Source organism: Acinetobacter pseudolwoffii (genome assembly GCF_002803605.1).
GTDB lineage: Bacteria > Pseudomonadota > Gammaproteobacteria > Pseudomonadales > Moraxellaceae > Acinetobacter > Acinetobacter pseudolwoffii.
On the sequence record NZ_PHRG01000003.1, the window covers coordinates 105,715 to 118,581 of the forward strand.

The 12,867-nt window shown below is 40.7% G+C and carries 11 protein-coding genes; 2 read left to right on the top strand and 9 right to left on the bottom strand.

Annotated features, from left to right (window positions below; all coding sequences use genetic code 11):
• Window positions 1-445 precede the first annotated feature (445 nt).
• Window positions 446-1,408, top strand: coding sequence for an IS30 family transposase (locus CWI32_RS07340; protein WP_005095842.1), 963 nt, complete (start codon window positions 446-448; stop codon window positions 1,406-1,408).
• Between the two features lie 226 nt (window positions 1,409-1,634).
• Here the strand turns inward: CWI32_RS07340 and CWI32_RS07345 are convergent, their stop codons facing one another.
• The 3 genes from CWI32_RS07345 to CWI32_RS07355 form a co-directional block, all read right to left on the bottom strand.
• Window positions 1,635-2,330: a methionine ABC transporter permease gene (locus CWI32_RS07345; RefSeq protein ID WP_005096687.1), complete on the bottom strand. Its 696-nt coding sequence runs from the start codon at window positions 2,328-2,330 to the stop codon at window positions 1,635-1,637.
• Complete coding sequence (locus CWI32_RS07350) at window positions 2,327-3,352, bottom strand: methionine ABC transporter ATP-binding protein (RefSeq protein WP_005171261.1); 1,026 nt, start codon at window positions 3,350-3,352, stop codon at window positions 2,327-2,329. The genes CWI32_RS07345 and CWI32_RS07350 overlap by 4 nt, the downstream gene beginning before the upstream one ends.
• Window positions 3,353-3,428: 76 nt before the next feature.
• The gene (locus tag CWI32_RS07355) at window positions 3,429-4,304 is read right to left on the bottom strand and encodes a MetQ/NlpA family ABC transporter substrate-binding protein (protein ID WP_100534986.1); all 876 of its coding nucleotides are present in this window, start codon (window positions 4,302-4,304) and stop codon (window positions 3,429-3,431) included.
• Window positions 4,305-5,004: 700 nt separating this feature from the next.
• Here CWI32_RS07355 and CWI32_RS07365 point away from each other — a divergent pair.
• Window positions 5,005-6,207 (top strand): hypothetical protein, encoded by a 1,203-nt coding sequence (locus tag CWI32_RS07365; protein WP_100534987.1) that lies wholly within the window; start codon window positions 5,005-5,007, stop codon window positions 6,205-6,207.
• A gap of 53 nt (window positions 6,208-6,260) precedes the next feature.
• Here CWI32_RS07365 and purD read toward each other — a convergent pair whose 3' ends face one another.
• From purD to CWI32_RS07395, 6 genes are all read right to left on the bottom strand, one after another.
• On the bottom strand, window positions 6,261-7,544 hold the full coding sequence (gene purD, locus CWI32_RS07370; RefSeq protein ID WP_100534988.1) for a phosphoribosylamine--glycine ligase: 1,284 nt from the start codon (window positions 7,542-7,544) through the stop codon (window positions 6,261-6,263).
• A 162-nt stretch (window positions 7,545-7,706) separates the two neighbouring features.
• Window positions 7,707-9,281 carry a bifunctional phosphoribosylaminoimidazolecarboxamide formyltransferase/IMP cyclohydrolase gene (gene purH / locus CWI32_RS07375; RefSeq protein ID WP_005096691.1) on the bottom strand — a complete coding sequence of 525 codons (1,575 nt, stop codon included), beginning with the start codon at window positions 9,279-9,281 and terminating at the stop codon, window positions 7,707-7,709.
• A gap of 95 nt (window positions 9,282-9,376) precedes the next feature.
• On the bottom strand, window positions 9,377-9,646 hold the full coding sequence (gene fis / locus CWI32_RS07380; RefSeq protein ID WP_001086304.1) for a DNA-binding transcriptional regulator Fis: 270 nt from the start codon (window positions 9,644-9,646) through the stop codon (window positions 9,377-9,379).
• Between the two features lie 396 nt (window positions 9,647-10,042).
• A complete protein-coding gene (locus CWI32_RS07385; RefSeq protein WP_005171257.1) occupies window positions 10,043-10,897 on the bottom strand; it encodes an MJ0042-type zinc finger domain-containing protein in 855 nt (284 codons plus the stop codon).
• A gap of 15 nt (window positions 10,898-10,912) precedes the next feature.
• Complete coding sequence (gene prmA, locus CWI32_RS07390; protein ID WP_005171256.1) at window positions 10,913-11,818, bottom strand: 50S ribosomal protein L11 methyltransferase; 906 nt, start codon at window positions 11,816-11,818, stop codon at window positions 10,913-10,915.
• Between the two features lie 129 nt (window positions 11,819-11,947).
• The gene (locus CWI32_RS07395; protein ID WP_005096694.1) at window positions 11,948-12,835 is read right to left on the bottom strand and encodes a bile acid:sodium symporter family protein; all 888 of its coding nucleotides are present in this window, start codon (window positions 12,833-12,835) and stop codon (window positions 11,948-11,950) included.
• Window positions 12,836-12,867: the final 32 nt, after the last annotated feature.

Sequence of the window (12,867 nt, forward strand, 5' to 3'; positions counted from 1 at the left end):
CTTTTAGATTTTAATTAAATGTTGATTTGGGGCTTTGTCCATATCTATAACGAGATGGGATTGTTAACCGAAATTGAATTTCTGACTAGCGACATGGATGTCACCAGTTGATCTGATGGCACAAGGGAGTGTCATCAGATCAACAAAGGGGTTTTGTTACTTTTGCCCAGTCAAAAGTAAAAGAAAACCGTAAATAGTCGAAGTTTGCTCTTTCTAATATTTAAACAAAAAGCTTTAATAAGACTTAGAATAAATAACTCGATTAGAAAAGTTAAAGTTTCAGAAAATAAACGATTTAGAGCTGATAAAAGTTAATAATTTAAATTTAGTATTTTTACTTTCGCAGATTCAAATCTCAAGTGCGACACATTTGTAGTTAGTTGAAAAAGTTAGGTGTATTCGTAGAATCATTGGACTTTTTCAACTCGCAATTGGAAAGCACACAATGAAGAAATACACCCAACTTTCTCAAGATGAAAGATACGAAATTTATGCTACTTTGAAAAGTAAAAGTTCAATCGCTAGCCTTGCTCGGGAGTTAGGGCGTTCACGATCAACCATCTACCGTGAATTAAAAAGAAATACTGGGCAACGTGGATATAGAGCTCAACAGGCAGCGAAATTTGCAAGTCAAAGACGGTACCGTCCTTCATCACCCATGACAGCATTTGCCTTCGCTTATATTGATTACTTGATTGGCTTGGACTGGTCACCAGAACAAATTTTAGGCGCTTTAACACAACGCGGTTGGCTGGATGTACCTTCACATGAGTGGATTTACCAGTACATTTATGAAGATAAATCAAAAGGCGGTAAACTCCACCTACATTTAAGGCATCAGAAGAAATATCGAAAACGAGGTTACAAAAACACGGATCGTAGGGGGCAAATCATTGATAAAACAAGTATTCATTGCCGAGACCAGGTCATTGATCAACGACAACGTTTAGGAGATTTCGAAGGTGACACTGTAATTGGTAAACATCATAAAGGTGCTTTATTAACTCTCGTTGATCGAAAGAGCCTGTACGTACATATTGTTCATTTAGGGCCAACGAGAGCATCCTCTCAAACGATTACTTGTGCATTAGATCGTTTACGGATGAGCCATGCTTATAGTGTTACTTTTGATAATGGTAAGGAATTTGCCGAACACAAAAGAATCACTGATGCCGGCATAGATACGTATTTTGCTGATCCTTACAAGTCTATTCAACGAGCAAGGAATGAAAATACGAATGGTTTAATCCGGCAATATCTGCCAAAATCATCATCGTTTGATGACGTGTCAAACGAACAAATAGAGCAGATAGAATTTGCACTCAACCATCGTCCTAGAAAAACACTAGGTTGGTATACGCCTAGTGAAGTTATGGCTGGTTTTTATACTGTTGCACTTGCCGCTTGAATCCGCCCTTTTGAAAGATGAGCAGCATTGTTGCGAAAGCTAACAAAAATCTTTTGTTAGCTTGATGATATGTCCATATATCACAAGCTAACAGACGACTTCCTGTCGCCGTGGCACGTATCAAATAGTTGCAGGACTTTACTTTGAAATAATGAGAAAGGGTTCGTAAGTATTAAAAACAATAAAACCCTCTTTTAGAGGGCTTTATTCATACATAAAAAATAGATTAACGAAGTCGGGACAACCAGTCCCCCAGACTTTGTACAATCTGTACCAAAATCAATAACACAATCACCGTCATGATCACCACAGAGGTATCGAAACGCTGATAACCGTAAGAAATGGCCAGATCACCGATACCGCCGGCACCGACAGCACCCGCCATTGCTGTTGCACCAATCAAGCTGATGGTGGCAGTGGTCAGGTTCAGAATCAGTGAACTACGTGCTTCAGGTAAGACAAACTTGAAGATAATCTGCATTGGGGTTGCACCCATCGCTTGCGCAGATTCAATAATGCCTTCATTCACTTCCAGTAATGAGGTTTCAACCAAGCGACCAATATAAGGGCCGACATAAATAGTCAGTGGTACAATTGCGGCCCAAGTACCAATTGAAGTGCCGACCAAAAACTTGGTCAGCGGAATAACGGCAATCAGTAGAATAATAAATGGTAGTGAACGTAGCGCATTGACAATCGGATTGAGACCGTGATAAATCACACGATTTTGCAAGATGCCGTTAGGACGCGTCACCACTAAAGTAATTGCCTGAATAAAACCCCAGATACAGCCAAACAGCATTGCGAAGAACACCATATGAAAGGTTTCTTGCAGCGCTGTCACAAATTGATCCATCGACAGCGAGCTTTTCCAGAACGGCGCAGTAATTGTCGTCAGCCACTGTACAATTAAATCTCTCATGCCTGTACTCCTGCTTGATCTACCTGTACGCCGTTATCTTTCAGATATTGCACTGCAGCGCTAATCTCTGCGGAATCACCCAGGAGCTGAATAAACATCTGACCAATCACCGAACCATTAATTTCGGTCATGTTGGCAAACAGGATATTTAAACTGATATCAAACTGTTTAATCACGGCCTGAATCACCGTTTCCTGTGCCGAGCTACCAAGGAATTTTAAACAATAAATACTGTGATGATTCTGGTTTTCCAGATTATTCAGAATATTGACCGGCAAATGTTGCTGAAGCACGGTTTGAATAAAATTTTTGGTGGTCGGGTGTTGCGGCTGACTGAAGATCTGTAGCGTGCTGCCGGTTTCAATCACATCACCTTTTTCCATCACAGCGACATAATCACAGACGGTTTCAATTACATCCATTTCATGAGTGACCATGACAATGGTAATACCTTGCTCTTGATTGATTTTTTTGAGTAATTGCAGAACTGATTTGGTGGTTTGTGGATCGAGTGCCGAAGTTGCTTCATCACAAAGTAAAATCTTGGGATGGTTGGCAAGGGCACGGGCAATCCCGACGCGCTGTTTTTGACCACCAGACAATTCATCCGGAAAAGCCTGCCGTTTATGTTTCAGGTCAATAAAATCTAATAATTCTTCGAGGCGTTTTTCCCGTTCAGCCTTGCTCCAGCCCAGAAGCTTCATAGGCATTTCGATATTGGCCGCCACGGTTTTGGTTTGCATTAAATTAAAATGCTGGAAAATCATGCCGATATTGGCACGTTCTTGACGCAATGTTTTGGCATCAAGTGCGGTAAAATCTGTTCCATTAATGATAATCTGACCTGAGCTTGGACGCTCAAGTAAATTAATCAGACGGATGAGGGTACTTTTACCGGCACCACTATAACCGATGATGCCAAAAATACTGCCGGTTGGAATCGATAGATTAATCTGATTCAAGGCATGCAAGGTTTGACCCTTAAGCTCATACTGTTTTGAAATATCTTTAAATTCAATCATAGTGTCAAAAACTGCATCACGGATAAAAAAACAGGCAAGAAATCGTCCTTGCCTGTTCTAAAAGACTATTATAGTACTATTCTGATTCAGTTAAATACGTCACCGGCTTGTTTACTGCAACTTTAGTGCCACCAAAATTTTCATCGACATACGCTTGAACTGCTGGCGTATGATACAAGGCACCTACTTTTTGCAGTACAGGATCCGTTTGACGATCTGCTGCAACCGCTAATACGTTTACATTCATTTTTGTGCTTTGATCAATTGGCTCATAGTAAACCGCATCTTTTAATACGTTTAAACCGCCTTCCATTGCCAGCGTATTGCCTAGCACAATCGCATCAACTTCATCTTTTACACGGACTGCAGTTGCCATTTGAATGGGTTTGATCACGATTTTTTTTGCATTTTCAGCCACATCAGCTGTTGTGCCTTTTACATTGTCAAAGCCAGCTTTTAATTTGACCAGACCTGCCGATTGTAAAAGTAATAACGCGCGTGATTCATTTGCACCGTCGTTTGGAATGGCAATGGTTGCACCTGTTTTAAACTCATTCAAAGATTTTACTTTGCTTGAGTAAATTCCCATTGGTTCTAAATAGGTGGTAGACAATGGTGCAATTTTTGCTGTATTGGCATCGTTATACGCAACCATATAGGCATATGACTGGAATGCATTGACATCGATTTCTTTATTGGCAACGGCTGTGTTCATTGACACATAGTCAGTGAAATTTTTCACATCAAGTTTAATGCCGGCTGCTTTGGTTTCAGGTAATGTGGCGATATAGCGCCATACATCTGCATCTGAACCGGTCGATGCCATGGTTACGGTTTGAAGGCCATTCGCATCTTTGGCTTGTGCTGCATCATTGGCAGGCGCTTCTTGTTTGCCACACCCAGTCAAAGTTAATACAGAGGCACTCAATAAAACGCCAAGTAATTTTTTCATGAAATTTTCCTAATTTTAATCTTGCCTAGAGTATAAGCATTTTTAAATCGTGTTAAATAAGATTTTTATACGATCTAAGTATGTGTCCTGATCGTTGTTGGTACTGGCCTTAAACTAAAAGATCCAAGCCTACAGCAATCGTTCTGGTGAACGCGATCAAGTCAGAAATGCCACAAACCTGATTGTAAATAATCTATTTTGGAGAGAAAAAATAGATAGTTTATAAGCACATGAAGTAGTTTGAGCATTCTGGGATTGTCGATATCATAGCAATAAAACTATATTCGATATACTGGATAGCAAAGCCTTGTTTAGCTCTTTAATTGAATAAAAAACCAAGTTGTTTTATAAAATATTAATTAAAACAATATTTTATTTATATTAGGGGTATGGTTTTTAGGGAGTTGTTTAAATAGTGAGCTTTATAAGATTTTATCCAATCTAAATCATAAAAATGGATATATATGATTTATTGATGGAATCAAAGTAGCGTTGCGCTGTTCTAGACATCAGGGTGTTATCTCGATTCAGCTTCTTTGGGAAATAGCACATAACTTCATCGTCTGTGCACATTTGGATAAATGGGTCGGTGTCGGAGTCTTTCCATTGGCGGAGGATCAGGCTAGGGGGCTGAATGCTTATGGATGGCATCGTGGTATTACACTATTATTGACGAATTAATTATAACAGAGATGTATTTGTGAAGAATTATCAGGATAAGGAAACAGGTCAGATTTATGCTTTTGAAGATGATTATGATCCCTTTCTTTCTGATAATCGTAATACTCCTAAGACACTAACTAAAAATATTAAAACAAGACCAACAGAAACATCAGTTTGGTATGATGGTGGTTGGATTGAGAGAACAGATGCGCCAATTGATTATATAGAGCCTACTTCTAGCGTACCATCATACAATCCTGCTTGGATGGTACATTTAAAACCCTATTCAGCAATAGTGAGTGATAAACAACCACAGTTTCAGTTCTCATTAGATCAAATCAATAACAATTCTTATGATGGAATGCAATTATCTAAAGTAATAGGAATACTTTCTTTAGAGGATAATTTAGATGTATTGATCAGCTATGATGGTGGAATAGCAATACCTCAAAGTGAAAAATTTTCAAAGAGAGTTGATGGTATTACTAAGTTAAATGAAATTCTCTGTCGTTTTTTATTAGGTGGAATTCATACAGAAGTATTGCATCCACATGAGTTAACAGTAGGGACTTTACATGAAAAAACGCACTTATTTTGTTATGCACCATCGCTTTATAATCAATTGAGATTCAATTGGGCATCTATTGCAGATAGGTTTCAGCCATTGATGGTTCCAAGAGTTTTACATTTAAATGATTTGCAAAAAGCTTATATGGATGGGCGAGAAATTCTTGAATCTATACCTACTTTCACGCCATTTTTTCTTTTAAATGGTTATACATCGTTAATCAATCAAAATATTAATGATGCTTTAAATAATCTTTGGATTGTTGTTGAACAACTTACAGAAATTTTATGGAAGCAAATTTATATTAGGTATAAAGATAATTATCCAAGACGAGTGCAAAAGTGTCATGCAAATTACAAAGAAAGTAATTATTTAAAGCATATTGCTACAAAACATAAGCTTTTGAGGTTGGCTAAAGTTATCACAAGGCAAAATTATAAAATACTAGAATGCGCTCGAAAATCTCGTAATAATTTAGCACATAGAGGAAGACAGCCAAATCGTGAAGTAGTTATTACGTTATGGGAACAATTGCCCGAACTTCTAGAGTCTGCTACGGATTATAAAAATATAGGTATGAGAGAAATAAAAATTGGACAAGAAATCAATTGGAATAATTCACATAATAATAATTTTGATGAATGGAAAGAATTAGTATCTCTGATGAAATAAATGTATTAAAAAACCCCGCAATCAGCGGGGTTTTTACTTAATCAAAATTAAGATTAAGCATTTTCACGTGCAATCGCACGGTAACCGATATCTTTACGATATTGAACGCCGTCGAATGTCACTTTTTTGCAAAGTTCCAAAGCTTTGGCTTGTGCTTCACCAATCGTATTACCAAGCGCAGTTACACAAAGTACACGACCACCCGCAGTCACAATGTCACCATTCTCAAGTGCTTTTGTTCCTGCATGGAATACTTTTGCATCACTCATTTCAGTGTCTAAACCAGAAATCATATCACCATTGCTTGATGTTTCTGGGTAGCCTTTTGATGCCAGTACGATACCGACAGTCTTGCGCTCATCCCATTCAGCTTCTTTCGGTAAATTACCGTCTAAGCCTGCTTGAACCAAATCCACTAAAGATGATTTTAAACGCATCATGATGGGTTGAGTTTCAGGGTCGCCAAAACGACAGTTGAACTCGATCACTTTCGGTTGACCTTGTTCATCAATCATCAAGCCAGCGTACAAGAAACCAGTATAAACGTGACCGTCTTTTTTCATACCTTCAACGGTAGGACGCATCACTTCATTCATGGTTTTTTCAAATACATCCGCAGTCACAACAGGCGCAGGCGAGTAAGCACCCATACCACCCGTGTTTGGACCTTGGTCGCCTTCAAAGATACGTTTGTGATCTTGTGAAGTCGCCATAGGTAAGATGTTGTCGCCATCAATCATACAAATGAAAGATGCTTCTTCGCCTGCAAGGAATTCTTCAATTACAACGCGAGAACCTGCATCGCCAAATTTGTTGCCTGCAAGCATGTCATCGATCGCATCAAATGCTTCTTGATTGGTCATGGCAACGATCACACCTTTGCCCGCAGCAAGACCGTCGGCCTTAATGACGATCGGCGCACCATTTTTTTCAACAAATGCTTTCGCAGCATCTACTTCTGTAAATACATCGTAAAACGCAGTTGGAATGTTGTGGCGTTTTAAGAAATGTTTCGCGAAAGCTTTAGAGCCTTCAAGCTGCGCAGCAAATTGAGTTGGACCCCAAATTTTTACACCCGCTTCACGGCAAGCATCAACGACACCGTTTACCAATGGAGCTTCTGGGCCGACAATGACAAGCTCAACGGCATTGTTTTTTGCGAAATCGATAATCGCAGCATTGTCTAAAATACTTAAATTTACGTTTTCACATTTATTTTCAGTGGCTGTACCTGCGTTGCCCGGAGCAACAAAGACTTTTGCAACTTTATCGTCTTGTGCGATTTTCCATGCAAGTGCATGTTCACGACCGCCATTACCCAAAACTAAAATATTCATCTAAAAATCCCTCAAAAGAATAGAATCCCACCTTGCGAAGCCATGCTTCTCACCCTGTAAAAAAGAAGGGCTTCACGAATAAAAATGTCCCTTTATTTGTGAAAAGTCCCCCTTTTTACAAAGGGGGATTTAGGGGGATTAATAAATACGACTTTGAATCAATTAGTGACGGAAATGACGCATGCCAGTGAACACCATCGCAATACCTGCTTCGTCAGCAGCCGCAATGGTTTCTTCGTCACGCATAGAACCACCCGGCTGGATAATGCATTTGATACCCGCTTTAGCGGCGTTATCAATACCATCACGGAATGGGAAGAATGCGTCAGACGCCATGACAGCACCCTCAACCACCAAGCCAGCATGTTCAGCTTTAATTGCAGCAATACGAGCAGAGTTAACACGGCTCATTTGACCTGCGCCAACACCAATGGTTTGACGGTTTTTCGCATAAACAATCGCATTAGATTTCACGTATTTTGCGACTTTCCAGGCAAAGATCATGTCATCGATTTCTTGTTCAGTCGGAGCGCGCTTGGTCACCACTTTAAGATCAGCTTTAGTAATCATGCCCAAGTCTTGATCTTGTACTAACAAGCCGCCATTCACGCGTTTGTAATCAAGTTGCGATTGACGTGCATCGATTGCTGGAAGTTCACCGCAAACTAAAACACGTACGTTTTTCTTCGCACCAGTCACTTCAAGTACGCCATCAGCAATACTTGGTGCAATGATCACTTCAACGAATTGACGCTCAACAATCGCTTGTGCAGTTGCAACGTCTAATTCACGGTTGAATGCAATGATGCCGCCAAATGCAGATTCGGGATCTGTTGCATACGCAAGGTCATAAGCCGCTTGAATGCCGTCTAAAGACACTGCAACGCCACATGGGTTTGCGTGCTTAACGATTACACAAGCAGGTTTCGCAAAAGATTTAACACATTCAAGTGCAGCGTCTGTGTCTGCAATGTTGTTATAAGAGAGTTCTTTACCTTGTAGCTGTTTCGCAGTTGAAACTGAGGCTTCTGTCGCTGTGTCTTCAACGTAGAACGCAGCAGACTGGTGCGGGTTTTCACCGTAACGAAGATCTTGAACTTTGTTCAATTGTGTATTGAAGGTACGTGCAAACTTGTCCGCTTCACCTTCTTGTTTGCCTACGCGAGCGCCAAGGTAAGATGCGATCATGCCGTCATATTGTGCAGTATGTTCAAATGCTTTTACTGCAAGGTCGAAACGAGTCGCATGCGATAAAGCGCCTTCAGCTTTAAGCTCAGCTACAACAGTGGCATAGTCAGAAGCATTCACCACGATGCCTACAGATGCATGGTTTTTTGCCGCAGCGCGAACCATGGTAGGGCCACCAATGTCGATGTTTTCGATCGCATCAGCCAGTGAACAGTTTGGTTTTGCTACAGTTGCAGCAAATGGATAGAGGTTTACAACGACTAAATCAATAGCATCAATGTTGTGTTCAGCCATCACAGCTTCGTCTAGACCACGACGAGCCAGAATACCACCATGAATTTTAGGATGTAGCGTTTTTACACGGCCGTCCATCATCTCTGGGAAACCAGTATGCTCTGAAACTTCTACTACAGCGACACTATTGTCTTTCAACAATTTGTAGGTACCACCTGTAGATAAAATTTCTACCCCTAGAGCAGCAAGTTCTTGTGCAAATTCAACAATACCAGTCTTGTCAGACACAGAGATTAAAGCGCGTTTAATAGTCATGATCTTCGTCACAGTTTTCAAGGAACAGAATAAAACAAAATCAGCAATTTACAGGTTAAAAAAAATGCCTGCGGAAGCCGCAAGCATTTTATCATTTATTCACTCATTAAACCGTGAGCTTTTAACTTTTTACGTAAAGTACCACGGTTGAGTCCGAGAATCTCGGCAGCACGTGTTTGGTTACCACGTGTATATTCTAGAACTACAGATAGAAGAGGTTTCTCCATTTCTGCTAGCACCATGTCGTATACCTGAGATGGTTGCTCGCCCTGTAGTTGCGCAAAATAATGGCGAACTGCGCGATCTACGTGGATACGTAAAGCAACATCAGATTGTGCAGTAAAAATAGGAGATTTGCTATTCATGCGAATTAATCCGAAAAACAAATATCGCTTGGGTAAAGCGATATAAAAAGTGGTCTAAAATTGAAATGAACTCCGCTTTAGATCCTAAAACTGGAGTTCTAAAACTTAATCATTGCATTGAGCCAATAGCTTGACACATCTCAACGTTTTGGTCGAAAAATAAGCGTAACAATAGTTAAAGTTTTGTTACTGACCAAAATCAAAACAAAAAAATCTGCACGATACGCAATAAATTTTATAGCGCATTAGGCAAGACTGTATTTGTTGTGAAAAAGTAGCGAGGAGTTGCAGCACATAGCTTTCGTGGCGCGTATCATACCATTGTCTAAGCAAAAGTGAGCAAGAAAACTGCATTTTTTTTAACTTTTTTTAATTTTTTAATGCTTTCTATTCAGATTAAGGGCGAATTATTTCCAAACTATAGCGATCAAAGCTTTTACGATCGACAGGAAGCTCAAATTTGAATTTAAATGGACTGTTTTTCGGGATACGTTCAATATTGACCAGACTTTCAATCAGATACTCTTTGGCAGACAGGTTATAAGTCGCAACAACTTCACCGCGCTGTTCCAGATTGATTTTTAAAATCGGTAAAGCCAGGCTACGGTCATGGAAGTTGATCAGCTCACCGCTAAATTCAGTTTTCTTGTGACTGGTTGCCTTGATCTTGACTTTATTGACCTGAATCAGCGTGTAGTATTTTTCCAGATTGGAACAATTAAACACCTCGCATACATTGTTAAAGGCCAGACTCATGATATGACTATTTTTGATGTATTGCGGATTAAACCAGAAAAACTGGAACAGCAATACGCCAAATAGCATCAGGTTCAAGATGCTCCAGCCAATATAATACATTGGCCCACGGTATATCTGTTTTTCTGCCTGATCTTCCCAGTTCATGCTCGGCAGTACCGAGATAGGTTCGGTACTGAAATAGTTCAGATTGTTTAAATAGGTTTCCAGATCGATATTTGAATGTTCAACTTTCTGATCGAAAATATATAAAAGACTGTGCGTATTTTGCTGTTGATCGCGACCATATACAGGTGGGTTATATCGAGAATAGGTTTGATCCTGAGACGCTGAGGTAGTGACCGAGTTTTGGGCTTCGGCCACCAGATGCGATAAGGCATTAAATGAAGTGGTACATTTGGGACAGCAAACCATACCCTGCGCAATGGTGAGTTGAGCAACTGTGACCTTGTAGGTGGTGGAACAGGTAGGGCAATGGGTTCGTTTGTCACTCATAAACTATTTGTAGACTCATTCATTCTTATGGCGTTTACCGGAGATACGGCACCAGTGCTCGTCTCGTTTTTCTACGTCTAATATATCAAAATAATTTGAGTAAATGCTAGTAACATCAGCAACTTGCTCTTCGATAACTCCGGCAAGTGCGAACTGTCCCTCAGATTTAATTAAAGTTGCGAACTCAGGAGCCAACATCATTAGTGGCGCAGCCAAAATATTGGCAACAAATACGTCAGCCTTGGTAGTGCCGAGTTCATCTCTAAATTCTTCTGGCAGGCCGACATAAAGTTTGTCCAGTACACCATTCAGTTCAGCATTTTGCTGGGTGGCCAGAACTGCTTGTGGGTCAATATCAGTGGCATATGCTTTTTTAGCACCTAAGAGCAGGGCAGCTACCGCGAGAATGCCTGAACCACAGCCATAATCGATGACGATTTTGTCTTTAACGTCAATTTTGCCGAGCCATTGTAAGCACAAGAATGTAGAGGCGTGGTTCCCTGTACCGAATGCCAGACCCGGATCAAGCTTGATATTGACTGCATCGGCTTCAGGTGCTTGCATCCATTCCGGTACAATCCAGTATTTTTCAGCAATCTGGATTGGCTCATACGCATCCATCCAGGTGCGTTCCCAAGCCTGATCTTCAATGAATTCGTACTTGATCGGCGCTTCTGGCATTTGCGCACCAATAAAGGTTTCTAGTGCAGCAACGTCAATTTCTTCGCCTTCTTCCTGTGCATAAATACCAGTCACAATCACTTTATTCCAGAGTGGTGTTTCGCCTGGAAGTGGTTCCAGCAAATCCTGGTTTTCAGCATCATCCAGGGTCACACTCACTGCGCCTAGTGAGCTGAGTAATGTCTCAGTATAATCGACCTGAGCTTGTTCAACCGTAATATGAATTTGTAACCACTTCACAGAAATAACCTTTATACATTTTTCAAAAAGCTATTGTAACGGAAGTTCAGACACAACGCTGCTATCTTCTTGATGCATACCCAAAATAAAAAGGATGCCGAAGCACCCTGTATAAAGCTCTATAAAGACTTATGAAACCTTAGAGAGAAGAGGTGTTCTGTCTAATGGTGCAAAGCGGTTAAGCAGTAGACCAAAAATGGCAGCAAAAATATACATGAAGATTGAATAAACCGCGGCAGGCATGGCCACAGCAGTGCTGGACATCACGGTCAGGGCAATGGTCATGGCTAATGTGCTGTTGTGAATGCCGATTTCAAAGGCACTGGCCCGTGCCTGAGCGGTATCTATATTCATTAAGCGGGGGACAAAATAGCCGATGGTCAGGCTGAAAATACAGAACAATGCCGTGGCGACACCGACCTGAGTCAGATATTCGGCAATATTGGTGCGTTCACTATAGATGGCTCCGACAATAATCAGAATCAAGAATATGACTGCAAAAATACGCAGCGGTCTATTCAGTTTTTCAGTCAGGCGTGGTGCATGATGTCGAATCAGCATACCAATCGCGACAGGAATAATAATGATGCCAAACACCTGAAGAATTTTACCAAGCTGGAGTGTGATCTGCTGGCTGTCCTGCATGAAATGCATAATCGAAAAATTAACGATTAACGGTAAAGTTAAGGCTGCAATCACTGAATTAATCGCAGTCAGGGTGATGTTGAGTGCCAGATCACCTTTGAAAAGATAGCTAAACAGATTGGCCGTACTGCCGCCGGGTGAGGCGGCTAACAGCATCAGACCCACGGCAAGAAGTGGAGGCAGGGCCAAAACTTTACACAGGATAAATGCAATACCGACCAATAAGACCAGTTGACAAAATAATGCGACTAAAACAGCTTTAGGATGTTGGGTGACCCGGGCGAAATCTTTGAGGGTAAGTTCGAGACCTAAACCCACCATAATAATCGCGAGCGCAAGCGGCAGTAAAATCGTAATAATGCCAGAATCCATCTGTCATGCTCCTTGTTAAAAATTATTTTAAT